The organism is Flavimobilis soli, from assembly GCF_002564025.1.
Lineage (GTDB): Bacteria > Actinomycetota > Actinomycetes > Actinomycetales > Cellulomonadaceae > Flavimobilis > Flavimobilis soli.
Window position 1 is genome coordinate 2,712,970 of sequence record NZ_PDJH01000001.1, and the last position, 26,417, is coordinate 2,739,386.

Genomic DNA, 26,417 nt, shown 5'->3' on the forward strand with positions numbered 1-26,417 from the left:
CGTCGTCCTTGCCAGATCGTCCTGGGCTGGGGGGCGGAGACCGACGCCTCAGTCGCCCGGGCGGTCTGAACCGATCGCGGGGCGGTCGGACCACGGGAAGGTGATCCACTTGTCCGTGTCCATCCACGAGTAGTCGGGACGGATGATCGAGCGCGGCTTCGAGTACAGCACCGCCGAGCGCGCCTCGGCGCCCTGCTTCGCGAGCATCTCCATCACGAGCTTGAGCGTGCGGCCCGAGTCCGCGACGTCGTCGACCACGAGGACGCGGTGGCCTGGCAGCTCGGACGTGTCCATGAGCGGCGGCAGGACGCGCGGGTCGGTGAGGGTCTGGCCGATGTCCGTGTAGAACTCGATGTTGAGCGTCCCGACGCCCTTCGTGCCGAGCGCGTAGGCCACCGCGCCGCCAGGCAGCAGGCCGCCGCGGGCGACAGCGACCACGACCTCGGGCTCGAAGCCCGAGTCGACGACCATCTGCGCCAGCTCGCGCGCGGCGACGCCGAACCTCTCCCAGGTCAGCACCTCCCGCTCGGGCTCGCTCGCGGGGACGAGGCTGTCGGCAGGAAGCTCAGTCGTCATTCGTCCACGATAGGTCCCGCGCACGGGCGGTCGGTGCGGCCAAAGGCCTGGTGCGACGACCCTCACACGTGGTGAGCGCGACCCGGACACGCCGGAGGCCCGACCCCACGAGGGGACCGGGCCTCCGGAGAGACGTCATGACAAGCGTCAGCTGGCCTCGAGGATGTCGACGACGAAGACGAGCGTCTCCTTCTCGAGCTCGTGGCCGGCAGAGCCGCCGTAACCGAGAGCCGGCGGGATGACGAGGAGCACCTGGCTGCCGACCGTCTGGCCGGCGAGGCCCTTCGTCCAGCCCTCGATGACACCCGTCAGCGGGAAGGTCGCGGGCGCGCCGCGCTCCCACGAGGAGTCGAACGTCGAGCCGTCGAGCTTCACACCTGCGTACTGGACGGTGAGCGTCTGCTCCGCCGTCACCTCCGGGCCCGACCCCTTGATGAGCGTCTGGACGACGAGGTCGCTCGGCGCCTCGTAGCCCTCGGGGATCGTGATCGTCGGCGCGCCGTCGTCGGCGAGCTTGACGGTCGGCAGACCGGCAGCGGGCTCGACGGTCTCGCCCGACGCACGCGTCGGGACGTCGCGGGCACCCGTGATCTCGAAGCCCAGGACCGCCGGCGGCTCGCCCTCGGTCGTGGAGGGCTCGGCCCACAGCAGGCGCGTGCCGATCGTCGCGTCGACGAGAGCCTCGTGCATCTTCTCGCCGAAGAAGTCGACGGTCAGCGCGCCAGACTCGTCCTCGGTGCTCTGGTACTTCTGCTCGCCGTCGCTGCCCATGACGACGGTGTAGCGGTAGGAGAGCGTCTGCCCGTCCTTGACCTGCGCGCCGTCACCGACGCAGACGAGCTTGACCGCCGCCTCGGTGATCTCCACGGCCTTCTCGACCTTGAGGGTCGGGGCCGTGCCGAGGTCGCCCGAGACGACGACGCCGTCGAGCGGCGAGGCCTCCTGCGACTCGACGGGCTTGCACTCGGTCGCGGTCGTCGACGGGGCCGCGCCGGCCTGCGTCGAGGGGCTCGCCGCGGGCTCGGAGTCGTCGCTGCAGCCGGTCAGCAGGAGGACTGCGCCCGCGCTGAGCACGGCCACGCGTCGGAGGGTGGAGTTCTTCACCAGGAGAGGTCCTTCGCCTTGTCTAGGTGCGCTGAGCGCGCTGGTCCACCCCAGAGCCTACGGGGTAGCCCTGTGAGGACCCTGGAAGCAGCGCCCCCGCCGCCGCGTGGCACGATGGAGGCATGCCCTCTGCGCGTCCGTCCCGTCGTCGTCCCTGGGGCGAGCCGCACCGCGAGCTCGACCTCGAGCGAGCGACCGGCGGCCGGTCCTCCGTGACCCGCCGCGGCGAGACCTGGACGGTGCAGAAGGTGCGCGGCAACGACAAGACGTACCGGTGCCCCGGCTGCCAGCAGGAGATCACCGCGGGCGTGCCGCACGTCGTCGCGTGGGCGGACGACTCGCTCTTCGGGGCCGAGGCAGCGCTCGCCGCCCGCAGGCACTGGCACACGGCCTGCTGGGACCGCGGCTAGACGAGACCGCGCCCAGGCCGGGCCGCGGCTAGGCTCGTGGGCGATGAACGAGCCGACCCACACCCAGATCCGCTCCACGACCGTCCTGCCGGCGCGCCGCGAGGACATCGAGCTCCACACCGCCGACGGCCTCACGCTCGTCGGTGAGCTCGCGCTCCCCGCCGACCGCGACCCGGTCGCGACGCTCGTGACCCTCCACCCGCTGCCGACGCACGGCGGCTACATGGACTCGCACGTGCTGCGCAAGGCGTCCTGGCGCCTCCCCGCGCTCGCCGACCTCGCCGTCCTGCGCTTCAACACCCGCGGCACGTCGTCGCCCCGCGGCACGAGCGAGGGCGCGTTCGACGGCGGGAACGCCGAGCGTTTCGACGTCGCCGCCGCGATCGAGCTCGCGGAGTTCCGCGAGCTGCCGCGCCCGTGGCTCGTCGGATGGTCGTTCGGCACCGAGCTGGCCCTCATGCACGGCGCCGACCCCGCGATCGAGGGAGCGATCTTGCTCTCGCCGCCGCTGCACCGCGCTGGCGACGCGGACCTCGCGCGGTGGGCGGACTTCGGCCGCCCGCTCGTCGCCCTCGTCCCCGAGCACGACGACTACCTGCGCCCTGCCGAGGCGCGCGAGCGCTTCTCGGTCGTGCCGCAGGCCGAGGTCATCGGCGTCGACGGTGCCAAGCACCTGTGGGTGGGGGAGTCCTCCGTCCGTCGGGTCCTCGACGAGATCGTCTCGCACGTCCTGCCGGGCCACTCGCCGCTGCCGACCGTGTGGGACGGCAGCGCGGTCGAGTCCGCCGACCTGGACCAGCCCGAGGAGCGCTGAGCGGAGCGGTCCTCTGGCGCCCGGGCTGCCTGGCGAGCATCATCGGAGGCAGGCACCTACCTGGGAGGACACCTGATGATCACCGGTGACGGACTTCTCGCGCACCACCGTCTGCGCCGCGGCACCGGGGTGCCGCTCGTGCTGCTCCACGGCTTCCCGCTCGACTCGCGGATGTGGCTCGACGTCGTCGACCTGCTTCCGGGCGAGCCCGACGTGATCGCGCTCGACCTGCCGGGCATGGGGGAGTCGCCGACCGGTCCGGACGTCGCGGCGACGCTCGGGGCGCCGGACGAGCCGTCGATCGACCTGTCCGGTGACGCCGTCGCCGCGACCCTGCGTGCGCTCGGCATCGACCGTGCGGTCGTCGCGGGCCTGTCGATGGGCGGGTACGTCGTCATGAGCCTGCTCGCGCGGCACCCGGAGCTCGTCGCGGGCGCGGCGCTGCTCGACACGAAGGCGGGCGCGGACCCGCAGGCTGTTCGCGACAACCGCCTGCGGATCGCCGACGAGGTCGAGAAGAACCACAACGTCGAGCCCGTGCTGTCGATGCGGCGCTCGCTGCTCGGCGAGACGAGCCGCGCGAACCGCGAGGACCTCGTCGAGCGGCTCGACACGTGGATCCGTGACCAGGGACCCGCGGGTGTCGCGTGGTGCCAGCGGGCGATGGCGCCCCGGCCCGACCGCCTCGACGCGATCGCGGGGTTCGAGGGGCCGATGGTCGTCGTCGTCGGCGACGAGGACGAGCTGTCGCCCGTCGCAGAGGCGCAGAAGATGGTCGACGCCGCGAAGGACGCTGAGCTCGTCGTCGTCCCGCGTGCGGGGCACATGACGACGAACGAGGCGCCCGAGCCGGTCGCTGCGGCGCTCGCGGCGCTGCTGCGCCGCGTCTGACCCGTCGTCGACGCGAACGAGCCCGAGCCCACCGGGGCTCGGGCTCGCTCGCGTGGACGGGGAGCGCGTCCGTGCGCTGCGCGGCTTCCCGCGCTTACTCGGGTGCGACCCGGGCGAGGGCGTCGCGCAGCGCGATGGACTCCCCGTCGCGCCCGCCCGCGCCCAGGACGAGGGGTGGGTCGCTCGGGGTGAGCGTCGCGCCGCGCAGCCTCGCCAGGAGGCCGCCTTCGACGACGAGCACGTAGAACTCGCCGTCGTCGCCGACGGCGGCCGTCCGGTTGGCGCGTACGTACCAGCCGTGCTTGCCCGTCCGGAAGGGACCTCGCCCGCTGTAGTCGCGGGCGAGGAGCGGCTCGGCGGGGACGCCGGCCGCCCGCGCGCGCTCGATGAACTCTGCGACGAGCGCGCGGGCGCGCACGGTCTCCTGAGCCTTCGCCGCGGCGAGGCGCTCACCGTGGGCGAGCGCCTGCTCGCGCCGCTGCTCGGCCCACGTCCTGGAGTCGTCGGTCACTTGGACCCCGAGCTCTCCTCGGCGGCCTCCTCCTCGGCGGGCTCGGTGGCCTCGTCGTCAGCCGCGGCGGAGCCGGCAGGCTCGGCGGGGGACTGCGCCGACGGCGCAGAGCCCGCGGAGGGGGTGGACCCGGCCGAGCCCGCCGATGACGCCGAGCTGGCGGAGGGCGCGGAGTCGGGTGACGGCGCCGAGTCGGTTGAGGGCGCGGAGTCGGCAGACTCGACCGACCCGGCCGAGGCGACGGGAGCCTCGGCGTCGACGGCCTCCGCGGCGGAACCGGTCACGGTCGCCTCGATCTCGTCGAGGTCGACAGCCTGCTGCTGAGCCCGGAACGACTCTTCCGCGGCCGACGCCTTCTCGAGCGTGCGACGCGACGGGATCGGGTCGCCACCGAGCAGAGAGCGGAGCTCGTCCAGGTAGGTCGTGATGGCCTCGCGCTGACGGTTGAGGTCGTCGACCTGGCGCTGGGCGGCGCTGCGCTCGCGGTCCGCCTCGAGGACGGCGTCGGACAGGGTCTTCTCGGCGTGCTCGCGTGCCTGCGACACGACCGCGTCGGCGTTCTTGCGGGCGTTCGACAGGAGCTGCTTGGCGTGCTCGTCCGTCTCGCGGCGCACCTTCTCCGCCTGCTCGACGGCGCGCACGACGCGCTGCTCGGCGTCGGCGGCGTGCGCCTCGGCCTCGTTCACCATGCGCTCCGTCTCCGCACGGGCCGCGGCCTGGCGCTCGGCCTCCTCGCGCTCGGCGGTCTCGCGACGCTGAGCGATCTCGATCTCGGTGTCCGCGAGGGCCGTGCGCGCCCGCTCGAGCTGGCTGGCCGCCTCGGTACGCGCCTTGGCGACGATGTCGGCTGCCTCGCGCGTCGCGTCGGTGCGGATCCGCTCGACCTCGATCTCGGTCGCGGAGCGCAGCTCGTCGGTCTCGCGCTGGGTCTGCTCGCGCAGTGCGGCCGCAGCCGCCTCCGTGCTCTCGCGCAGCTCGGTCATCTCGCGGGTCGTGCTCTCTCGCAGCGCGGTGCTCTCGAGGCGTGCGCTCTCGCGCAGCTCGGTCGCGTCGCGGTCGGCGGCAGCGCGCACGGACGCCGCGTACTGCTCGGCCTCGGTGCGCAGGGCGGCCGTCTCGGTCGCGGCGGTCGAACGCAGCTCGTCGACCTCGGCCTGCGCCGTCGTGCGCAGCTCGTCGACCTCGCGCTCGGCCGTCGTGCGGGTGAGGGCCGCGTACTGGTCGGCCTCCTTGCGCAGCGCGGCCGTCTCCTTCTCGACGCGCTGGCGCAGCTCGGTCGTCTCGCGGTCCGCCGCCTCGCGGAGCGAGTCGGAGTACTCCTTCGCGCGGGCACGGAGCTCGGTGACCTCGGCGTCCGTCGTCGCGCGCAGCTCGGCGGTCTCCTTGGCCGTGCGCTGACGCAGCTCCGTGGTCTCCGCCTCGGCCGCGGCACGCATCTCCGCGACCTCCTTCTCGGTGCGCTGACGCAGCGTCGTCGTCTCGAGGTGCGCCGTCTGGCGGACGTCCTCGACGTACCGGTCGGTCTGCTCGCGCAGCTCGGTCGTCTCGGCCTCGGTCTTCGCGCGCAGCTCGGCAGCCTCGCGCTCGGTCGTGATGCGCAGCTCGGTCGTCTCGCGCTCCGTCGTCGCGCGCAGCGTCGCGAGCTCGCGCTCGGTCGTCGCACGGCGCTCGGCGACCTCGGTCTGGGAGACGCCCTGGATGCGAGCGGCCTCGCGCTCGGCGGAGCCGACCATCTCCTCAGCACGGCGCTGGGCGCTCGTGATCGTGCTCTCGGCCTCGGTGTGGGCGGCCGCGCGCATCTCGTCCGCCTCGCGGCGGGCGGTCGCGAGCAGCTCGGCGACCTCGTTCTCGGCGCGGCCGCGGATCTGGCCGGCGGCGAGCTTGGCGCGGGCGAGCGCGTCCGCCGCCTGGGCGTTGGCCTGCGCGACGACGTCCGACGACTGCTCCTCCGCGGAGCGCATGAGCTGCTCGATGCGGGTGCCGAGACCCGAGTACGTGGGGCGCTCGGCCTCGCGCAGCTGGCGCTGCGCCTCGGAGAGCTCGCCGCTGATCTGCAGCGTGCGCTCGTCGAGCTGGGCGACCTGGGCGCGCGCGCTCTCGAGCTGCTTCTGGAGACGCGCAACCTCGCCGTCGACCTGGGAACGGTCGTAGCCACGCATGACGACGGGGAACAGGGGACGATCTTCGGTCACGAGAGAACCTCGGCGGTCGTGGGGACGGCGGGCACCGTTCCCGTGAGTGACGCACCACGTCAGCGGTGGGCGCACGCGCGGGCGTGCACCCCGCCAGCCTATCGGGTGAGGGCGCGGCTGGTCTTGTGGGTCCGGGGCCGCGGTCGGGCCCGGCCCGTGCCCGACTCGTGCAGATTCGGTGCGCGCCGGACCTGGGGACGTCAGACTTTCGCCGGGCGAGGACCGGCCGCCGTAGGGTAGAACGTCCGACGTGAAGGGAATGACGGTGCTGCAACGCGTGATGGCCGTGGTGCTCGCGGTCCTGGGAGCTGCCTCCCTCGGCCTGGCGATCGCCTCGGCGACCCTCTGGCGGCCCGACGACGTCGTCACGGCCTCCGTCGCTCCGTCGGGTGAGGTGACGATGCTCGTGGCCGAGCCGGGCGTGCTCGGGCTCGTGGGCGACGAGGTGACCGTGACGGCCGCGCGCGCCGACGGCGGCCCCGTCGCGATCGTCGTCGGCCGGGAGGCTGACGTGCGCGGGTGGGTCGGCGACGACGCCCACGTGCAGGTCAGCGGTCTCGCGTCCTGGACAGACCTCTCCTCGACCCCGGTCGCGGGGGAGACGACGCCGGTCCCCGAGCCGAGCGCCGACGCGAAGGACGCCGACGGCAAGGACGGCGACGCGAAGGACGAGGCCGGGGGCGACGAGGACGCGCCGTCCGTCGGGGCCTCGGGCATCGTCGGGCCCGACCCGCTCGGCTCGGACATGTGGCTCGCGGAGGCGCGCGGCGACGGGACGGCGACGCTGACCCTCGACCAGAAGCTCGACCGCGAGATGCTGCTCGTGGCCGGGACCGGCGACGGCGCCGTCGCCCCGACGGTCACGATGAGCTGGCCTCGCGTCGTCTCGACGCCCGCGCTCGTGCCGGGGGTCGTGCTCGGCGTCGTCCTCCTGCTCGCGGCCGCTGCGCTGATCCTCGTGCCGCGCCTGCCCGCGATCGCGCTGCGGATCGTCGAGGCGCGCAACGCGCGCCGCGGCGTGCCCGCCCCCGTGCGGGTCGCACCCGACGCGCCGCACGGCGGCCCGATCGTCGCCCCCACGTCACGGTTCGCCGCGTCGGTCGGCAGCGACGAGAACGCGCCGGCAGCGGCGCCCGCCGCTGCGCAGACGCAGCAGCCGGCTCCGGTAGCCGCGGCCGTGACGGCGCCTGCCGCCCAGGCAGGTGCACCCGCCCCCGGAGAGCTCGGCGGTCGCCCCCTGACCCGTCGCGAGCTGCGTGAGCGCGCCGAGCGCGAGGCCGCGGAGGCGGCCCGCGACCGCGGGCGCAAGCGTCCTCGCACCGGCATGCTCCCGCAGGTCCGCTCCCGTGCAGAGTCCGCGACGGAGACTGCCGAGCAGAACCTGGCAGCCCCGGGTTCCGCGGGACGCCCCGCCACGACCCAGGGCCCTGCTGCTCCCGGCCAGGCGGCACCCGCCGCAGCGGTCGCCGGCGCGACGCCCGGGCAGCGTCCGGCCGACGAGAACCCGAGCGCACGCGCCGACGCGTGGCGCGCGGCCTGGGGCTTCCAGGCCGGCGGCACAGCCGCGCCTGCGCCGTCCGCCACGCAGCCGCCGTCGGCCACGCAGCCGCCCGCGGCAGGCGCTTCCCCGTACGCGGCCCCTGCGCCGTCTGGCCCTGCGCCGTCTGGCTCTGCGCCGTCCGGCTCTGCGACGCCGTCGGCCTACCGCTCGCCGTACGGCAGCCCGGCACAGGCCGGAAGCCCGACGCCGTCCGGAACTCCGACGCCGTCCGGCACCGCGTCGCCGTACGGCACCCCCGCGACGCCCGCAGCCCGGCCTGCGCCCGCTTCCCGGCCCGGTGGGGCGCAGCCTGGCGCGGCATGGACCCCCGTCGGTCCGGCCGCCCCGAGCCCCACGGCAGGGCCCCCGATCCCGCAGCCGCACCACCAGCTGCGCCAAGGTGCGCCGTCGTCCCCCTACGCGGCAGGAGCGGGGGCGAACCCGTACCTGAACACGCCCGCCGCGACGACGCCGCCCACGACCGACAGGCCGACGAACCCGCCCACGTGGACGCCCGAGAAGCAGACCCCCGACCGCCCCGAGGAGGACGCATGACCCGCCGCACCGGCCGCACCGCCGCAGCGCTCGGCGTCGCCGTCGTGCTCACCGCGCTCGGCGCGTGCGCGCCCGAGATCCCGACGCCCGAGCCGCCCGCAGCCCCGGCAGCTCCCGGCCCCGTCCTCGACGAGGAGCAGGAGGCGAAGATCCTCGACGCGATCGGGACGACGCTCGCCAAGACCCAGGAGGCGCGCTCCGCGAAGGGGCTCGGAGAACGACTGACCGGCCCTGCCCGCGCGATCCGCGAGAGCGAGCTCAAGGTCGCCGACCGCATCGACTCCGACGAGTACCTGACCGCGCTCCCCACCGAGGTCGTCTCGACGACCTCGCCCGTCGAGTCGCAGTGGCCGCGCACCGTCGTCGCGATCTCCGAGCAGCCCGAGCTGCAGACCGAGCGACTGCTCGTCCTCGAGCAGGCGGACGCCCGCTCGAACTACCAGCTGTGGGGCTGGGTCCGTCTCTTCCCCAAGGTCGTCCTGCCGGCGTTCGCCTCGCTCGAGGTCGGCTCGCAGGCCGTCGCCCCCGACGCCGAGGGCCTCCTCGTGACGCCGCAGACCGCGGTCGACCAGTACGCCGACGTCCTCACGAAGAAGGCGAAGTCCAAGCACGCCGACGCCTTCGCCGACGACCCGTTCCGCGAGCAGATCGCCGAGATCTCCAAGCTGCAGAACAAGGCGCTCAAGGCCGCCGACGGCAAGCAGACCATGACCTTCACGCCCGTCCCCGGCGCGATCGAGGCGGTCGGCACGGCCGACGGCGGCGCCGTCGTCGTCGGCGAGCTCAAGGTCCTCGAGCTCCGCACCGCCGAGAAGGGCGCCGTGCTCTCGCCCGGCACGGCGATCGAGAAGGCGCTGCTGCCGAAGAAGACCAAGGTGAAGAACGAGATGACCATCAGCTACACGACGGTCGTCGCCCTCTACGTCCCGCCCGCCGCCGGCGGCGGACAGGTCTCGGTCCTCGGTGTCGAGCACGTCGCGACCGCGGCAGGCATCCCCGACTGACCCCGTCCGGCCCGCGCGCGGGCCCGACACACGCGAACAGGAAGGTCTCATGAGTCAGCAAGCGCCAGACCCTCGGCTCGACGTCCGCGGAGCGGTCGACCTCTCGTCCCTCGGCCGCCCGGTCGCGCCGCCCCCGGGCGAGCCCGGCGGGGCCCCGGCAGCGGGCGGCTTCGTCGTCGACACGACCGAGGCGACGTTCCAGCAGATCATCGAGCAGTCGATGCAGGTCCCCGTCGTCGTCCTCCTGTGGGTCGCGACCGACGAGGCCAACGCGCGGCTCGCGACGACCCTCGGACGGCTCGTCGACGGCTACGAGGGCGCCATGCTCCTCGCGCGCGTCGACGTCCAGGCGTACCCGCAGATCGCGCAGGCGTTCCAGGTCCAGGGCGTGCCGACTGCCGTCGCGGTCCTCGCCGGCCAGCCCGTGCCGCTGTTCCAGGGCGCCGCCGACGAGAACCAGGTCCGCGACGTGCTCGACCAGGTGCTCGCGGCCGCCGAGGCCAACGGCATCACGGGTCGCCTCACCGCAGCGCCCGGCGTCACCGCCGAGCAGGCCGCTGCCCAGCCGGCGCCTGAGCCGGAGCTCCCGCCGCTGCACCAGAAGGCGTACGACGCGATCGCGGAGAACGACCTCGAGACCGCGATCGCGGCCTACAAGCAGGCGCTCAAGGAGAACCCGAAGGACACCGACGCCGCGGCCGGCCTCGCGAACGTCGAGCTGCTCGAGCGGACGTCGCACATGACGCTCGCGGACGTCCGCCGCGCCGCCGCCGACGCGCCCGACGACGTGCAGGCCCAGCTCGACGTCGCAGACCTCGACCTCGCCGGCGGCAAGGTCGAAGACGCTCTCGGGCGTCTCATCGAGCTCGTCGCCCGCACGGCGGGTGACGACCGCGAGCGGGTGCGCGTCCGGCTCGTCGACTACTTCACGATCCTCGGCAACGCGGACCCGCGCGTCGGCCCCGCCCGCCGCGCGCTCGCGAACGCGCTCTACTGAGCCCTCGGCTCGGAGCGAGACGCACCGCCGCGACGACCTACCGACGACGAAGGCCGAGCCCCCGCAGGGGCCCGGCCTTCGTCGTGCGCGGCGGGATCAGCCCTCGTGCACGAAGAAGAGCGCCGCGAGCGGCGGCACGCGCAGCGTCGCCGAGAACGGACGACCGTGGTGGCCGACCGGCTCCGCGTGGACCGCGCCGAGGTTGCCGACGCCGGAGCCGCCGTACACCTCGGCATCCGTGTTGAGCGCCTCGCGCCATACGCCGCCCTCGGGGAGCGGCAGGCGCCAGCTCTCGTGGGTCGCGTCGGCGAAGTTGACGACGATCGCGACCGTCGACCCGTCCGTGCCGCGGCGCAGGTACGCGATGACGTTGTGGTCGGCGTCGTCCGAGTCGAGCCACTCGAAGCCGGCAGGCGTGTGATCCTGGGACCACAGCGCGGGCTGCGAGCGGTACAGCGCGTTGAGGTCCTTCACGAGCCGGTGCACGCCCTGGTGCGGGGCGTGGTCGAGCAGGTACCAGTCGAGGCTGCGGCTCTCGCTCCACTCGGTGCCCTGGCCGATCTCCCCGCCCATGAACAGCAGCTGCTTGCCGGGGTGGGACCACTGGTACGCCAGGAGCGAGCGCAGGCCCGCGAGCTGCTGCCAGTCGCCGCCGGGCATCTTGCGCAGGAGCGAGCCCTTGCCGTGCACGACCTCGTCGTGGCTCAGCGGCAGCGTGAACTGCTCGGAGAACGCGTACACGAGCGAGAACGTGATCTCGGAGTGGTGGTAGCGGCGGTTGATCGGGTCCTGCGCGAGGTAGCGCAGGGTGTCGTTCATCCAGCCCATGTTCCACTTGAGGCCGAAGCCCAGGCCGCCCGCGTCGGTCGGCGTCGTGACGCCGGGCCACGCGGTGGACTCCTCGGCGATCATGACGACGCCGGGGCTGCGGCGGTACGCGGTCGCGTTGGCCTCCTGGAGGAACGCGATCGCCTCGAGGTTCTCGCGGCCGCCGTTCTTGTTCGGCCGCCACTGTCCCGCCTCGCGGGAGTAGTCGAGGTACAGCATCGACGCGACGGCGTCGACGCGCAGCCCGTCGACGTGGAACTCCTCGAGCCAGTACGTCGCGTTCGCGACGAGGAAGTTGCGGACCTCGGGACGGCCGAAGTTGAAGACGTAGGTGCCCCAGTCGGGCTGCTCCCCGCGCAGCGGGTCCGGGTCCTCGTAGAGGGCGGTGCCGTCGAAGCGGCCGAGCGCCCACTCGTCCTTGGGGAAGTGCGCGGGCACCCAGTCGAGGATGACCCCGACGCCCGCCGCGTGGAGAGTGTCGATGAGGTGACGCAGGTCGTCCGGGCTGCCGAAGCGGGACGTCGGGGCGTAGTACGACGTGACCTGGTAGCCCCAGGACGGCCCGTACGGGTGCTCGGCGACGGGCATGAGCTCGACGTGCGTGAAGCCGAGGTCGACGACGTACTGCGTGAGCTGGTCCGCGAGCTCGCGGTAGCTCAGGCCCTGGCGCCACGAGCCGAGGTGGACCTCGTAGACGCTCATCGGGGCGTTGTGCACGTCGGTCCGGGCGCGCTGGTCCATCCAGGCGTCGTCCTGCCAGCGGTACCCGCTCTCGACGACGACCGACGCGGTCGCGGGCGGGACCTCGGTGCCCTTCGCCATGGGGTCGGCCTTCTGCCGCCACGAGCCGTCCTGCGTGAGGATCTCGTACTTGTAGCGGGTGCCGCCGCGCACGCCGGGGACGAACAGCTCCCAGACGCCGGACTCGCCGAGCGAACGCATCGAGTGCGACGAGCCCTGCCAGTGGTTCATGTCGCCGACGAGCCGGACGGCGCGGGCGTTGGGCGCCCACACGGCGAAGGCTGTGCCGGTGACCTCGCCGAGCTGGCCGGGGTACGTGTGGACGTTCGCGCCGAGGACGCGCCACAGCTCCTCGTGGCGGCCCTCGCGGATGAGGTGGCGGTCCATCTCGCCGAGCGTCGGCCAGAACCGGTACGGGTCGTCGGTGTCGGTCGTCTCGGTGCCGTACCGCACGCGCAGGCGGTACTCGGGGACGGTCTCGCCGGGGAGCACGACGACCCAGACGCCGTCCTGCTCGTGCTCGGCGCGGTGCTCGCCGTCGGCCGTGACGACGACGACCTCGTCGGCGAGGGGGCGAAGCACGCGGATCGTGACGCCGCCGTCGTGCGGGTGCGGGCCCAGGATGCCGTGCGGGTCGTGGTGACGCCCGCCGGCGACGGCAGCGAGCAGGCTCGGGTCGACAGGGATCGGGAGAGGCGCGGCTGTCATCTTCCTACCATTCCACGACTCAGCCGCTCTCGCTGGGCACGAAGGCCCGGCGCGCCGGGCGTCGCCGCTGCTCAACGGTCCGCACGCCGGTCCCGGCGCGCGTCGGCACGGCCCGGACGGGGCTGCGCCACGTCAGACGACGTCGTCGCCGGGGTCCGGGGCAGCCGCCGCAGCGAGCAGACGGTCGACCCCCGCGATCGGGATCGCGACCCAGTCGGGGCGGTTGTTCGCCTCGTACACGACCTCGTAGAGCGCCTTGTCAAGCTCGAGGGCGTCCCGCAGGGCCGCCTCGAGGCCCGGCACGGTCGGCGCGAGCGCCGCGCCCTCGGCCTGACCGGCCGCGTAGCCGTCGAGGAACGCTGCACGGCACGCGACGACCCAGGTCGGGTCCGGGCACTCGCCGACCGCGGCCGCGTAGTCGAAGGACCGCAGCATGCCGGCGACGTCCCGCACGGGCAGGTCAGGCCGACGCCGCTCCTCGAGCGGGCGCATCGGCTCGCCCTCGAAATCGATGACGCGCCAGCCGGTGGGGGAGTAGAGCACCTGGCCGAGGTGCAGGTCGCCGTGGATCTGCTGGAGGCTCAGCAGCAGGTCGGCGGGCACGTCCGTCCCGAGCCTGCTCAGGAGCGCCTCGATCGCGGGCAGGCGCGTCGAGAGGACAGGAGCCTGCGCGGCCGAGCCGCGCGCCCGGTGGCGCAGCTCGGAGCGGAGCCACTCGATGCCGACCGTCTGGCCCGACGTCGGGATCGCCCGGGCGAGGGCGTCGTGCATCTCGGCGATCGTGCGGCCCAGCTCGAACGCCTCGGTCTCGAAGCTGCGGGCCTCCGCCGCGTACGCGCACGCGAGCTCGAAGCCGTCTGCGGCGTCCGCCACGAGCTCGGAGAGCACGCCGAGGTCGAGCAGGCCCGTGCGCTCCTCGGGCCACGAGAGCTCGAGCCACGCGAGCGGGGCGGGCACACCCGTCCAGCCGGCCTGGACGAGCGCTCGCGGCACGTCGACGTCCGGGTTCGCGCCGCGCACGACGGCGCGGAACACCTTGAGGATCGCCCCGCCGCCCGCGCGCGGGAACAGGATCGACGTGTTCGACTGCTCGCCTGTGACCAGGCGTGCGTTGCCGAGGTCCACGTCCGCAGGACCCGCGTCCTGCTCGCCCCACTGCGCGAGCGCGAGCCAGGACCGCCAGAGCTCTTCCTCGCCGACGGCGTCGACGAGCCACTCGCCGTCGACCTCCCCGATGACACCGGGCGGCAGCGGTGCGCCGACCTCGACGGGCGGGAGGAGCGCCGGACGGCGCACGACCGGCACCTGGACGATCGTGCGCGTGTCCGGCTCGCCGTCGCCCACGAGGAACAGGTGGATCACCGGAGCGGAGCCGTCGGTGAAGCGCACGCTGATCCACGGGTCGATCGCCGGCGACCCGCTCTTCACGGGGAACCACCGGCGGGTCGGCATCCAGGCGCGCAGGGCCGCGAGCTCCGCCTCCGTCGGGACGGGGGCGGGCTCGAACGGACCGAGCTGCTCGGTCAGGTCCGCTGCGGGTCGGGACATCGGCGTCACTCCTGGGCTGGTGGCGGGCGGGCGCTTGCGGGTTACGCGGGCTGCGCGTCGGCTGCGGCCGGGGAGTGCTCGGCTGCGAGTTCCGCCGCCGGGGTGAGCACCGACCAGAAGAAGTCGCGCGAGCCGAGCGTGAACGTGACCTCGCCGTCCGCGTCGACCTCGCCGAGCACAGCGCCGCCGAACACGTCGACCGCCTGCGCACCTTCCCAGCCGGGGATCGTCAGCTGCGCGCGCCGCGCGGTCGCGGCGAGGTTGGCGACGCACAGGAGCGTCTCCTCATTCGTCACGCGCAGGAACGCGAGGACGGCGTCGTTGTCGCACTGCACGGGCACGAAGTCACCTGTGCCGAACGCCCGGTGGCGACGGCGCACCGAGAGCATGCCGTGCACCCAGTGCAGGAGCGAGGACGGCTGCGCGAGCTGCGATTCGACGTTCGTGCCCTCGTACGAGTGCACGAGCGACTGGACGACCGGCAGGTAGAGCTTGCCAGGGTCGGCCGTCGAGAAGCCCGCGTTGCGGTCCGGGGTCCACTGCATCGGCGTGCGGACCGCGTCGCGGTCCGGGAGCCAGATGTTGTCGCCCATGCCGATCTCGTCGCCGTAGTAGAGGCACGGGCTTCCGGGGAGCGACAGCAGCAGGGCGTGCGCGAGCTCGATCTCCTTGCGGGAGTTGTCGAGCAGCGGAGCGAGACGGCGGCGGATGCCGACGTTCGCGCGCATGCGCGGGTCGGACGCGTACCAGCCGTACATGCTCGCGCGCTCCTCCGTGGAGACCATCTCGAGCGTGAGCTCGTCGTGGTTCCGCAGGAACGTCGACCACTGGGCGCCGCGAGGGATCTGCGGGGTGTCGGCGAGGATGTCGAGGATCGACGTCGAGCGCTGGTCACGCAGCGCGTAGTAGATGCGGGGCATCACGGGGAAGTGGAAGCACATGTGGCACTCGGGCTTCTCCTCCGTCCCGAAGTAGTCCACGACGTCGTTGGGCCACTGGTTCGCCTCGGCGAGCAGGATGCGGCCCGGGAACTCGCGGTCGACCATCGCGCGCACCTTCTGCAGGAACTCGTGCGTGCGCGGCAGGTTCTCGCAGTTGGTGCCCTCTTCCTCGAAGAGGTAGGGGACGGCGTCGAGGCGGAAGCCGTCGATGCCGACGCGGCACCAGAACCGCGTGACGTCGAGCATCGCCTCGACGACGTGCGGGTTCTCGAAGTTGAGGTCGGGCTGGTGCGAGAAGAACCGGTGCCAGTAGAACTGCCGGCGGACCGGGTCGAACGTCCAGTTCGACGTCTCCGTGTCGACGAAGATGATGCGCGCGTCCTCGTACTTCGAGTCGTCGTCGCTCCACACGTAGAAGTCGCCGTACGGGCCGTCGGGGTCCGAGCGCGACGCCTGGAACCACGGGTGCTGGTCGCTCGTGTGGTTCATGACGAGGTCGATGATCACGCGGATGCCGCGCGCGTGGGCCGCCTCGATGAGCTCCGCGAAGTCCTCCATCGTGCCGTACTGCCCCGCGATCGCGGTGTAGTCGGAGATGTCGTAGCCGCCGTCGCGCAGGGGCGACGGGTAGAACGGCGGCAACCAGAGGCAGTCGATGCCGAGCCACTGGATGTAGTCGAGCCGGTCGATCAGGCCGCGGATGTCACCCGTGCCAGCGCCGGTCGAGTCGGAGAACGCGCGCACGATGACCTCGTAGAACACCGCGGTGCGGTACCACTCCGGGTCGTCCGACAGCGCCTTCGGGAAGGCGGGCACCTGCGGCTGACGCTGTCGCGGGAGCGACGCGAGCGGGACCGGCGCGGTCACCGGTGCGGGCTCGTGCTGGGTCCGGCCGCCGGGCGCGGGCGCAGCCGCCGGACCGGCGGGCACGGGCGCGGGGCGGGGGGAGCCGGACGACGGGGGAACGGTCATGGGTGTCCTACCTGGATGATGTGAGCGACGTTCTCGAACGGGTTGAGGCGCACGTACGCCTCGCTGCCCCACGCGTAGGTCGCGCCGGTCAGCAGGTCGTGGGCGTTGAAGGCGGGGGCGTCGCCGGCGGAGGCCGGCAGGCCGAGGGCGGCGAGGTCGAGGTGGACCGTCGCCTCCTGGGTGTTCCACGGGTCGAGGTTGAGCACGGTGATGACCGTGTCGGGCTGCCCGTCGGGCGTGAAACGCCCGTCGAGGTGCGAGGAGAAGACGACGACCTGGTCGTTGGTCGAGGAGTGCACCGTGAGGTTGCGCAGCTGGCGCAGCGCAGGGTGGTCGGCGCGGATCCGGTTGAGCTGCGTGAGCAGGCGCGTGAGGCCCTGGGCCTCGGGCGCGGACCAGTCGCGCGGCTTGTACTCGTACTTCTCGTTGTCGATCTGCTCCTCGACGCCCGGGCGGGGGACGCGCTCGGCGTGCTCGTAGCCCGAGTAGATGCCCCACGTGGGGCACGACGTCGCGGCGAGCACCGCGCGCACGGCGAATCCTGCGACGCCGCCGTGCTGGAGGTACGGCGGCAGGATGTCGTGCGTCGTCGGCCAGAAGGAGGGGCGCATCCACGAGCCCTGCTCGTCGGACACCTCGCGCAGGTACTCCTCGATCTCGGTGCGCGTGTTGCGCCACGTGAAGTACGAGTACGACTGGTGGAAGCCGATCCGCGCGAGAGCGTCCATCATCGCGGGGCGCGTGAACGCCTCGGAGAGGAAGATGACGTGCGGGTGCGTCGCCCGGACGGACGCGAGGAGCCGCTCCCAGAAGTCGAGGGGCTTGGTGTGCGGGTTGTCGACGCGGAACGCGGTGACCCCGTGGTCGATCCACAGGCGCACGACGCGCTCGATCTCGGCGTAGATCCCCTCGGGGTCGTTGTCGAAGTTGAGCGGGTAGATGTCCTGGTACTTCTTCGGCGGGTTCTCGGCGTAGGCGATCGAGCCGTCGGCGCGCGTCGTGAACCACTCGGGGTGCTCGGTGACCCACGGGTGGTCGGGCGAGCACTGCAGCGCGAGGTCGAGAGCGACCTCGAGGCCGACCTCGCGCGCGGACGCGACGAACGCGTCGAAGTCCTCGAACGTGCCGAGGTCGGGGTGGATCGCGTCGTGGCCGCCGTCCGCTGAGCCGATCGCGTACGGCGAGCCCGGGTCGCCGGGCAGCGCCTCGAGGGAGTTGTTGCGGCCTTTGCGGAACGTCGTGCCGATCGGGTGGATCGGCGTCAGGTAGACGACGTCGAAGCCCATCGCGGCGATCGCGGGCAGGCGGCGCGCGGCGGTCTGGAAGGTGCCGGACTGCCACGACTGCGTCGCGGCGTCGTACCGGGCGCCCTCGGAGCGCGGGAACATCTCGTACCAGGAGCTCGCGAGCGTGAGCTCGCGGCCCACCCATAGCGGGTAGGTGGCCGACGGGGTCACGAGGTCGCGCAGCGGGTGCTCGTCGACGACGACGCGGCGCACCTCGGGCGACAGCGCGGCGGCGAGCCGCTGCGGCGGTGCGAGGCGCGGGTCCTGCAGCGTGGCGAGGAGGCGCTCGAGCACGCCCGCGGCGGAGCGGGTGAGGCCGTCCTGCGCGGCGATGCGGCGGAACAGGCGCACGCCCTCCTCGAACATGAGGTCGACGTCGATGCCGGCGTTGATCTTGACCTCGGCGTCGTGCGCCCACGTGCCGTACGGGTCGGACCAGCCCTCGACGCGGAAGCTCCACTCGCCCTCGGCGTCGGGCGCGACGCGCCCCTCGAAGCGGTCGAGTCCGGGGGCGATGTCGACCATGCGCGCGGTCGAGTGCACGCTGCCGTCCGGGCGCAGCAGCACCGCCGTCGCAGCGACGGCGTCGTGCCCCTCACGGAACACGGTCGCGCGGATGGGGACGGCCTCGCCGACGGCGGCCTTCGCGGGCCATCGGCCCTGCTCGAGCGTCGGGCTGACGTCGAGCACGGGGATGCGGCCGATCGGTGTCGGCAGGATCGGCACGGGGACGTCCTGGGGGACGGGGGGCACGACGGCGGAGACCGCACCGTTCGCGCTGCCGACCTCGGCCGGGACGGTCACGGACGTGGCCGGCGTGACCTCCTGGCGGGCGGAGGTGGCGCGGGCCGGGGCAGTGGGGCGACGTTTCTTGCTCACTGGACGAACCTATCGAGTACCCGTGCCGAACCGCACCAGCACGCGCGGGCCGCGAGGGCCGGAACGGGCGCGTCTGCCCCGGTCATGGGGCCTTCGACACATACATCCGGATGCTCAGCGGCTCGAGCTCCGGGTCGTCCTCGTCGTCCGGGCTCAGCCGCTCGACGGGGTTCTCCCACGTGCTGTCCCAGACGAGCTCCCACGTCTCGTCGGCCGGCAGGGTGAGGGGCACGGGGTCGAGCGAGCCGTTGAGCGCCACCAGGACGGCCGGGTCGGCGGCGTCGGCGGTGCGTCGGATCATCTGCAGCGACCGCGTACAGGTGTCGTTCCAGCGGTCCGCGGTGAGCGGCGCGCCGTCGGTCCCGAGCCACGCGAGGTCGAGCTTGTCGTCGCCGCGCCGGGACAGCGGGCGGCCGAGGAAGAAGTGCTCGGCCTGGAGCGCGCGCAGCGATCGGCGCAGCGCCAGGAGGTAGCGCGTCGTCTCGAGCAGGTCTCGGGCGGGCGCGTCGAGGTCCCACGACACGTGCGCGATGTCGGTGTCCTGGCAGTACGCGTTGTTGTTGCCGTGCTGCGTGCGGCCCATCTCGTCACCCGCGGTGATCATGGGCGTGCCAGCGCTCAGCAGGAGCGTCGCCATGAGGTTGCGGTGCGAGCGACGGCGCAGGGCTGCGATCTCGGAGCCGACGTGGTCCAGGCGGCCCTCGATGCCGTGGTTCCAGGACCGGTTGTCGTCGGTGCCGTCCCGGTTGTCCTCGCCGTTGGCCTCGTTGTGCTTGTGGTCGTACGCGGTGAGGTCGGCCATCGTGAAGCCGTCGTGGGCCGTGACGAAGTTGATCGATGCGCCGGGGCCACGCACGAGCGGCGGGTCGCTGTGACCGAAGATGTCGGCGGACCCGGACAGTCGCGTCGCGAGCTCGCGGACGCCGTGCGTCGGGTGCCCGTGCGAGGCGGCGCGCGCGTCGGACAGCCAGAACGAGCGCACCGCGTTGCGGAACCGGTCGTTCCACTCGGCGAAGGGCGCCTTGAAGCTGCCGGTCTGCCAGCCGCCGGGGCCGACGTCCCACGGCTCCGCGATGAGCTTGAGCCCGCCGAGGACGGGGTCGGTCTGGACGGCGACGAGGAACGGGTGGAAGTTCGTGAAGCCGTCGTGCCCGCGACCGAGCGTCACGGCGAGGTCGAAGCGGAAGCCGTCGACGCCGACCTCGTCCGCCCAGTAGCGCAGCGAGTCGAGAGCCATCTGGACGACGCGCGTGCGCCGGAAGTCGAGCGTGTTGCCGCACCCGGTGACATCGGCGAAGCGGGCGGGGTGGCCGCCGTCGTGCAGGTAGTAGACGGTGGGGTCGAGCCCGCGCCACGACAGCTGCTGCCCGTCGGTGCCGCCTTCGCACGTGTGGTTGAGGACGACGTCGAGCACGACCTCGATGCCTGCTTCGTGGAGGAGGGCGACCATGCCCTTGACCTCGTCGAGGACAGCACCGGGGCCGGCCTCGCGGGAGGACGCCATCGCGTAGCGGGGCTCGGGCGCGAAGAAGCTGAGCGTGTTGTAGCCCCAGTAGTTCGTCAGGCCGCTGCGCACGAGGTGCGGCTCGGACGCCGACGCGTGGACCGGCAGGAGCTCGAGCGTCGTCACGCCGAGGCTCTTGAGGTGCTCGATCGTCACGGGGTGCGCGAGGCCCGCGTAGGTGCCGCGCAGCTCGTCGGGTAGGCCGGGCAGCTTGAGGGTCAGCCCGCGCACGTGCGCCTCGTAGACGACGGTCTGGCTCCACGGGACGTGCGGCCGGCCGGAGGCCGGGGGAGTGAACCAGGAGTCGACGACGACGCTGTGCGGCACGTGCCCGAGCGAGTCGAGCTCGCTCATCGCGGGCAGGCCGTCCTCGCACCGCGCTTCCCACGAGTGCCCGTACGTCTCGGGGCCGTACCCGAGCTCACCCTCGACGCCGCGCGCGTACGGGTCGAGCAGCAGCTTGTTCGGGTTGTAGCGCAGGCCGACGGCGGGGTCCCACGCGCCGTGCGCGCGGAAGCCGTAGTGCTGGCCGGCGCGGACGCCGGGCACGAACGCGGACCACACGCCCAGGCGCGGGCCGAACAGCGGGACGCGCCGCTCGCTCCAGCCGCTCGGCGCGGCGTCGTCGCGGTCGAGGAGGCACAGCTCGACGCGCGTCGCGTGCGCCGCAGCGACCGCGACGGTCACGCCTCCGTCCACGACGCGGACACCCAGGGGTGCGCGGGTCGTGTCGATGGCGGTGGCGTCGAGCAGGCAGGTCATGGTTCTCATCCATTCGTCCGACCGGGCCCGATGTTGAGCGGGCCGCGGGCGAGGCGGTGCATCGTCCCATTGTGAGGCAGCGGCGCCCGCGTGCGGGAATCCGTCACCCGGGATGACCCGACGGCGCGGCGGGGCGCGCGGTAGCCTGCTCTCGTCGTGGGCCGGACCGGCCGGGCAGAGCCTGAGATCAGCCGAGGAGCACCGTGGGTCTGAGAATCGTCGTGCTGACCAAGCACGTGCCCAACATCCACTCGAACCGGACGTTCGTCGACGGGCGGGTCGCGCGCGGCGCGGCCGACGGCTCGCTCAACGAGCTCGACGAGCACCCCCTCGAGGAGGCGGTGCGCCTGCTCGAGCGCATGTCCGACGAGGAGCGCGCAGGCAGCGAGATCGTCGCGCTGACGATGGGCCCGGCAGAGGCGTCGGACGCCCTGCGCCGCGCCTACCAGCTGGGTGCGGACGTCGGGGTGCACGTGCTCGACGACGCGCTCGCGGGCTCCGACTACCTCGGCACGGCCGCGGTGCTCGCCGCCGCGGTGCGCCGTGTCGCGCAGGACGGTCCGGTCGACCTCGTCCTCGCAGGCATGGCGGCCCTCGACGGTCTCGGCTCGGTGGTCCCGGCGCTCGTGGCCGCGGAGCTCGGCTGGCCCCAGCTGACGAACGCGGGCGCGCTCGCGGTCGCGGACGGCGCGGCCCGGGTGGAGCGTGACGTCGATGGGGTCACGGAGGTGCTCGAGGCGGACCTGCCGGTCGTCGTGAGCGTCAACGACCACATCAACCGCCCGCGCTTCCCGAACTTCAAGCTCATCATGGCGGCCCGCACGAAGGAGATCACGACCTGGTCCCTCGCGGAGCTCGACGTCGACACGTCGAAGGTCGGGGCTGCAGGTGCGCGTACACAGGTGCTGTCCGCCGAACCGCGCCCCGAGCGCCCGCCGGTCGAGCTGCACGTCGACAACGGGGAGGGCGGCGTCGCGCTCGCCGACTTCCTCGCCAGCCGCGGTCTCGTCTGAGAGGGATGCCCGACATGACCAGCACCTCGACCGCTCTCGTCCTCGTCGACTCGCTCGCGGAGCCGCTGCGCGACGCCGACCTCGAGCTCGTGACGATCGCCCGCGATCTGGGCGTCGTCGCCGTCGTCTCGTTCGACGCGCCCGCGCCCGCGACCCTCGACCAGCTCGGCGCGTACGGCGTCGCTCGCGTCGTCGAGCTCGCCGTCGACGGCGAGCCGCACCTCACCGGCGTCGCCGCGCAGGCGCTCACGCACGTGACCGACGGCGCACGCGTCCTCCTCGCGCGGGCGACGTTCGCGCACAAGGAGGTGCTCGCGCGCCTCGCCCTGCTGTCCGGCGCCGGGCTCGTCATCGACGCGGCGCAGGTCCGCGAAGGTGACGGGGGGAGCGTCGTCGGCGCCAAGCGGGTGTTCGCCGGGACGTGGGACCTCGTGTGCGAGGTCCGCACGCCGCTCGCGCTGCTCACGGTGCGCCCGAACTCGGTGCGCCCGTCCGAGGCGTCCGACCCGACCACGCCGTCCGTCGAGAAGGTCGACGTCCCCGCCGAGGAGGCGTCGGCCGCTGCCGGGGGAGTGCGCCTCGTCTCGCGCACGGTCCACGAGATCGACGCCGAGGCGGGCCCCGCGCTCGCGGAGGCGGCGTACGTCGTCGCGGGCGGTCGCGGCACGGGCGGCGACTTCGCGCCCGTCCGTGAGCTCGCGGACGCGCTCGGTGCTGCGGTCGGCTCGACACGTGACTGCGTCGACGAGGGCTGGATCGAGCACGACACCCAGATCGGCCAGACGGGCGTGACGATCTCCCCGCGTCTGTACATCGGCGCCGGCATCTCGGGCGCGCCGCACCACCGTGGCGGCATGCAGGCCTCCGAGGTCATCGTCGCGGTGAACTCGGACCCGGAGTGCCCGATCTTCGAGATCTGCGACTTCGCCGTGGTCGGTGACCTCGCGACCGTCCTGCCGCAGGCCGCGGCGGCGATCCGCGAGCGTCGCGGCTGACCGGGTTCTCCTCGGCGCGGGCACTGCCCGAGCCGTTCGTAGACTGGACGTCGTGACCACCCCACCCCGCGTCTATCTCGACCACGCCGCCACGACCCCGATGTCGCGGGCGGCGATCGAGGCGTACGCCGAGCAGATGGCGGTCGTGGGCAACCCCTCGTCCCTGCACGCCGCGGGCCGCGCGGCTCGCCGCGTCGTCGAGGAGGCGCGCGAGTCCGTCGCCGCAGCGATCGGTGCCCGCCCTTCCGAGGTGATCTTCACCGCGGGGGGCACGGAGGCCGACAACCTCGCGATCAAGGGGCTGTTCTGGGCTCGGCGCACGGGCCACCCGGAGCGTCGTCGCGTCGTCGTCTCCGGCGTCGAGCACCACGCCGTGCTCGACCCGGCGTTCTGGCTCGCCGAGCACGCGGGCGCGGAGATCGTTCTCCTTCCGGTCGACCGCGACGGTCTCGTCGACGTCGACGCCCTGCGCGCGGAGCTCGACGAGAACGGCGACCAGGTCGCCCTCGTGTCGGTCATGTGGGCGAACAACGAGGTCGGGACGGTCCAGCCGCTGCGGCGCATCGTGCAGGTCGCGCACGCCGTGGGCGTGCCGGTGCACGCGGACGCCGTGCAGGCGGTCGGACACCTGCCGGTCGACTTCGCGGCGTCGGGCCTCGACGCGATGACGGTCTCGGCGCACAAGCTCGGCGGGCCGGTCTCCGTCGGCGCGCTCGTCGCGGGTCGCGGTCTCGCGATCACCCCCGTCCTGCACGGCGGCGGGCAGGAGCGCAGCGTGCGCTCGGGCACGCTCGACGCCCCCGGCGTGCGTGCGTTCGCCGTCGCGCTCGACGAGGCGGTCGCGGCGCGCGAGGCGGAGAGTGCGCGGGTCGCGGCGCTGCGCGACGCCCTCGTCGCGGGCGTGCGCGAGCGGGTGCCGTCGGCGGTCCTGCGCGGCCCTGAGGTGGACGCGATGCTCGACGACGGGCCAGCACGCCTGCCCGCGAACGCCCACTTCACCTTCCCTGGCTGCGAGGGCGACTCGCTGCTCTACCTGCTCGACTCGGCGGGCGTGCAGTGCTCGACCGGCTCGGCCTGCCAGGCGGGCGTCCCGCAGCCGTCGCACGTGCTCGTCGCGATGGGCGTCGACGAGGTCGACGCGCGCGGCGCGCTGCGCTTCTCGCTCGGACGCACGACGACCGAGGCCGACGTCGACCGGCTGCTCGAGGTGCTCCCGCAGATCGTCGCGCGCGCCTCGCGCGCGGGCCTCGCGTCCGCGCGCCCCGACGCGACGAGGGCGGTGGCAGGCTGATGCGCGTCCTCGCAGCGATGTCCGGCGGCGTCGACTCGGCAGTGGCCGCGGCGCTTGCGGTCGAGTCGGGTCACGAGGTGGTCGGCGTGCACATGGCGCTCTCGCGCGACCGGGCGCAGTTCCGCACGGGCTCGCGCGGCTGCTGCTCGATCGAGGACGCGGGTGACGCGCGGCGCGCCGCCGACGTGCTCGGCATCCCGTACTACGTGTGGGACCTCTCGGAGACGTTCGAGGAGACGGTCGTCGCCGACTTCCTCTCGGAGTACGAGGCCGGCCGCACACCCAACCCGTGCGTGCGCTGCAACGAGCACATCAAGTTCGAGGCGCTCCTCGACAAGGCGACCGCGCTCGGCTTCGACGCGGTCGCGACGGGCCACTACGCGCGCGTCGTCGAGCGCACGGGAGCCGGCGGCGAGGTCGTGCGCGAGCTGCACCGCTCGCCGAACGTCGACAAGGACCAGAGCTACGTCCTCGCGGTCATGGGGCCGGAGCGGCTCGCGCGGTCGATCTTCCCGCTCGGCGACTTCGCGTCGAAGGCGGAGGTGCGCGCCGAGGCGGCGCGCCGCGGTCTGAGCGTGTCCGCCAAGCCGGACTCGTACGACATCTGCTTCGTGGCCGACGGCGACACGCAGGGCTTCTTGCGGGAGAGGCTCGGGTCCCGCCCGGGCGACGTCGTCGACACCGAGGGCAACGTCGTCGGGCAGCACGACGGCTCGTACGCGTACACGGTCGGGCAGCGCCGCGGGCTCGCGCTCGGCCGCCCGGCCCCGGACGGCAAGCCGCGCTACGTGCTCGAGGTGCAGCCCGTGACGAACACGGTGGTCGTCGGCGCGGCCGAGCTGCTGACGGTCGACCGCCTCGCGGGCGAGCGCGTCGTCTGGCTCGCCGAGGACGTGCGGGGCGAGGGACCGGGCGGCTGGGTCGACGGCGAGGTGCAGGTGCGCGCCCACGGTGCGCCCGTGCCGGCGCGCGTGCGCACGGGTGCCGACGGCGCCCTCGAGGTCGAGCTGACGGGCGACCGGCTGCGCGGCGTCGCGGCCGGGCAGTCGCTCGTGGTCTACCGCGGCACCCGCGTGCTGGGCCAGGCGACGGTGTCGCGTGCGTGGCGTGCGGGCGCCGTCGCGGCGGCGTCGTGACGGCGGAGCTGACGCCCGACGGGGCAGGCGGCGACGCTGACGCGCTGCCGCGGCGGGCACCTGGCCCTGGCGTCTCAGGTCCGGGCCGGTGGCCCGGCAGCGACCCGCTCGAGTCGCAGCTGACCGTCCTCGGCGACCTGAGCGACGTGCCGGACGGTGTGCGCGGCGTGCCGTTCCTGCCCGAGCTCGCCTCGCGTGGCCCTGGGGCCGACCCGGTCGGCCGCACGGCCGCGCTGCTCGACCAGCTCCCGGTCGAGCTGGGGCCGCACGGATGGCGGCTCGCCGACCACGGTGGGGTCGACCTCGAGCGTGCGCAGGCCTTCTGGCGCGAGGACCTCGACGCGCTCGCGATCTCGGCTGCGTCGTTCGACGGAGAGCTGAGCGTGCAGGTCGTCGGCCCGTGGACGCTCGCGGCAGCGCTCTACCTGGCGCGCGGGGACCGTGTGCTCACGGACGCGGGCGCGGTGCGCGAGCTGGGGGAGTCGTTGGCCGCAGGCGTGACCGCGCACCTGGCGGACGTGCGGCGTCACGCCCCGCGGGCCCGGCTGACGGTGCAGCTCGACGAGTCGCTCCTGGGCCAGGTCACCGCGGGGGTGCTTCCGACCTTCTCCGGATACTCGCGGATCCCGGCGGTCGAGCGGACGACGCTGCTCGAGGGACTGCGTCCGGTCGTGAGCGCGGTGCGCTCGGCGGGCGCGCGCTCGGTCGTCCACGTGGGCAGCGCGTGGGTCGGTGTCGCGCCAGCCGTGCTCGCGGGGGCGGATGCGGTCGGTCTGGACGTGGGCCCGTGGGACGAGCGGACGTGGGACCAGGTCGCGCGTGCGGTCGAGCGCGGGGTCGACCTGTGGGCGGGCCTTCCGCCCGCACCCGTCTCGCAGTGCGCGGGCGCCGACGTCGGTGCGGTCGCACGGCTCGTGAGCGAGCCGTGGCGGCGCATCGGTCTGCCGGACCGGTCGCTCGAGCAGGTCGTCGTGACGGCGGCGCGCGGTGCGCTGCCGCTCGTGCCGGGGCCCGTCGGGACCGGTGGCGACGTCCAGGCCGAGCGGGGCGCGCTGCGCACGCTCGCGCGCGCGGCGCTCGTCCTCGCGGAGCGTGCCGCGGGCTGAGCCGCGACGACCGGCCCGGTGGCGCGCCGCGTGGCACCGCACCGCTCGTCGGGAGGGTGCCGCCGCTGCGTCTCTGCGGCGGCCCCGTGCTGCGGCAGCAACCCCCGTGCCGT

General features: G+C 73.7%; 20 protein-coding genes. 11 read left to right on the top strand and 9 right to left on the bottom strand.

The window, feature by feature from the left end:
• Positions 1–48 precede the first annotated feature (48 nt).
• Both ATL41_RS12225 and ATL41_RS12230 read right to left on the bottom strand, forming a co-directional pair.
• Positions 49–576: a phosphoribosyltransferase gene (locus ATL41_RS12225; protein WP_098458719.1), complete on the bottom strand. Its 528-nt coding sequence runs from the start codon at positions 574–576 to the stop codon at positions 49–51.
• A gap of 147 nt (positions 577–723) precedes the next feature.
• A complete protein-coding gene (locus ATL41_RS12230) occupies positions 724–1,680 on the bottom strand; it encodes an FKBP-type peptidyl-prolyl cis-trans isomerase (RefSeq protein ID WP_098458720.1) in 957 nt (318 codons plus the stop codon).
• Between the two features lie 122 nt (positions 1,681–1,802).
• Here ATL41_RS12230 and ATL41_RS12235 point away from each other — a divergent pair, with 122 nt between their 5' ends.
• The 3 genes from ATL41_RS12235 (at position 1,803) to ATL41_RS12245 (ending at position 3,795) form a co-directional block, all read left to right on the top strand.
• Entirely contained in the window at positions 1,803–2,090 is a 288-nt protein-coding gene (locus tag ATL41_RS12235) for a hypothetical protein (RefSeq protein WP_098458721.1), read from the top strand.
• A gap of 43 nt (positions 2,091–2,133) precedes the next feature.
• Positions 2,134–2,904: an alpha/beta hydrolase gene (locus ATL41_RS12240; RefSeq protein ID WP_098458722.1), complete on the top strand. Its 771-nt coding sequence runs from the start codon at positions 2,134–2,136 to the stop codon at positions 2,902–2,904.
• A 75-nt stretch (positions 2,905–2,979) separates the two neighbouring features.
• Positions 2,980–3,795, top strand: a complete 816-nt coding sequence (locus tag ATL41_RS12245; RefSeq protein ID WP_098458723.1) for an alpha/beta fold hydrolase — start codon at positions 2,980–2,982, stop codon at positions 3,793–3,795.
• A gap of 94 nt (positions 3,796–3,889) precedes the next feature.
• Here ATL41_RS12245 and ATL41_RS12250 read toward each other — a convergent pair whose 3' ends face one another.
• Complete coding sequence (locus ATL41_RS12250) at positions 3,890–4,306, bottom strand: hypothetical protein (protein WP_098458724.1); 417 nt, start codon at positions 4,304–4,306, stop codon at positions 3,890–3,892.
• On the bottom strand, positions 4,303–6,498 hold the full coding sequence (locus ATL41_RS12255) for a coiled-coil domain-containing protein (protein ID WP_098458725.1): 2,196 nt from the start codon (positions 6,496–6,498) through the stop codon (positions 4,303–4,305). Before ATL41_RS12255 ends, ATL41_RS12250 begins: the two co-directional genes overlap by 4 nt.
• A 259-nt stretch (positions 6,499–6,757) precedes the next feature.
• Here ATL41_RS12255 and ATL41_RS12260 point away from each other — a divergent pair, with 259 nt between their 5' ends.
• The 3 genes from ATL41_RS12260 to ATL41_RS12270 are packed head-to-tail and all read left to right on the top strand — an operon-like array spanning position 6,758 to position 10,594.
• Positions 6,758–8,593, top strand: a complete 1,836-nt coding sequence (locus tag ATL41_RS12260; RefSeq protein ID WP_098458726.1) for a hypothetical protein — start codon at positions 6,758–6,760, stop codon at positions 8,591–8,593.
• Positions 8,590–9,597 carry a DUF8094 domain-containing protein gene (locus ATL41_RS12265; RefSeq protein ID WP_098458727.1) on the top strand — a complete coding sequence of 336 codons (1,008 nt, stop codon included), beginning with the start codon at positions 8,590–8,592 and terminating at the stop codon, positions 9,595–9,597. Before ATL41_RS12260 ends, ATL41_RS12265 begins: the two co-directional genes overlap by 4 nt.
• 49 nt (positions 9,598–9,646) lie before the next feature.
• Complete coding sequence (locus ATL41_RS12270; RefSeq protein ID WP_098458728.1) at positions 9,647–10,594, top strand: tetratricopeptide repeat protein; 948 nt, start codon at positions 9,647–9,649, stop codon at positions 10,592–10,594.
• A gap of 96 nt (positions 10,595–10,690) precedes the next feature.
• Here the strand turns inward: ATL41_RS12270 and glgB are convergent, their stop codons facing one another.
• The 5 genes from glgB to glgX all read right to left on the bottom strand — a co-directional run bounded on the left by glgB (position 10,691) and on the right by glgX (position 20,763).
• Positions 10,691–12,871: a 1,4-alpha-glucan branching protein GlgB gene (gene glgB, locus ATL41_RS13565; protein WP_098458729.1), complete on the bottom strand. Its 2,181-nt coding sequence runs from the start codon at positions 12,869–12,871 to the stop codon at positions 10,691–10,693.
• 132 nt (positions 12,872–13,003) lie between these two features.
• A complete protein-coding gene (locus ATL41_RS13570) occupies positions 13,004–14,419 on the bottom strand; it encodes a maltokinase N-terminal cap-like domain-containing protein (protein ID WP_098458730.1) in 1,416 nt (471 codons plus the stop codon).
• A gap of 41 nt (positions 14,420–14,460) precedes the next feature.
• Positions 14,461–16,332 carry a maltose alpha-D-glucosyltransferase gene (gene treS / locus ATL41_RS12285; RefSeq protein ID WP_098458731.1) on the bottom strand — a complete coding sequence of 624 codons (1,872 nt, stop codon included), beginning with the start codon at positions 16,330–16,332 and terminating at the stop codon, positions 14,461–14,463.
• On the bottom strand, positions 16,329–18,371 hold the full coding sequence (locus ATL41_RS12290) for an alpha-1,4-glucan--maltose-1-phosphate maltosyltransferase (RefSeq protein WP_425432687.1): 2,043 nt from the start codon (positions 18,369–18,371) through the stop codon (positions 16,329–16,331). Before ATL41_RS12290 ends, treS begins: the two co-directional genes overlap by 4 nt.
• A gap of 208 nt (positions 18,372–18,579) precedes the next feature.
• Entirely contained in the window at positions 18,580–20,763 is a 2,184-nt protein-coding gene (glgX, locus tag ATL41_RS12295; protein ID WP_098458733.1) for a glycogen debranching protein GlgX, read from the bottom strand.
• A 203-nt stretch (positions 20,764–20,966) separates the two neighbouring features.
• On the opposite strand from glgX, the gene ATL41_RS12300 reads away from it, so the two are divergent.
• The 5 genes from ATL41_RS12300 (at position 20,967) to ATL41_RS12320 (ending at position 26,304) form a co-directional block, all read left to right on the top strand.
• Complete coding sequence (locus ATL41_RS12300; protein WP_342744440.1) at positions 20,967–21,776, top strand: electron transfer flavoprotein subunit beta/FixA family protein; 810 nt, start codon at positions 20,967–20,969, stop codon at positions 21,774–21,776.
• A 14-nt stretch (positions 21,777–21,790) separates the two neighbouring features.
• The gene (locus ATL41_RS12305) at positions 21,791–22,771 is read left to right on the top strand and encodes an electron transfer flavoprotein subunit alpha/FixB family protein (protein ID WP_098459094.1); all 981 of its coding nucleotides are present in this window, start codon (positions 21,791–21,793) and stop codon (positions 22,769–22,771) included.
• Between the two features lie 100 nt (positions 22,772–22,871).
• Complete coding sequence (locus ATL41_RS12310; protein ID WP_245854929.1) at positions 22,872–24,062, top strand: cysteine desulfurase family protein; 1,191 nt, start codon at positions 22,872–22,874, stop codon at positions 24,060–24,062.
• Entirely contained in the window at positions 24,062–25,198 is a 1,137-nt protein-coding gene (gene mnmA / locus ATL41_RS12315; RefSeq protein ID WP_098458735.1) for a tRNA 2-thiouridine(34) synthase MnmA, read from the top strand. The genes ATL41_RS12310 and mnmA overlap by 1 nt, the downstream gene beginning before the upstream one ends.
• Entirely contained in the window at positions 25,195–26,304 is a 1,110-nt protein-coding gene (locus ATL41_RS12320) for a uroporphyrinogen decarboxylase/cobalamine-independent methonine synthase family protein (RefSeq protein ID WP_342744441.1), read from the top strand. The genes mnmA and ATL41_RS12320 overlap by 4 nt, the downstream gene beginning before the upstream one ends.
• Positions 26,305–26,417 lie beyond the last annotated feature (113 nt).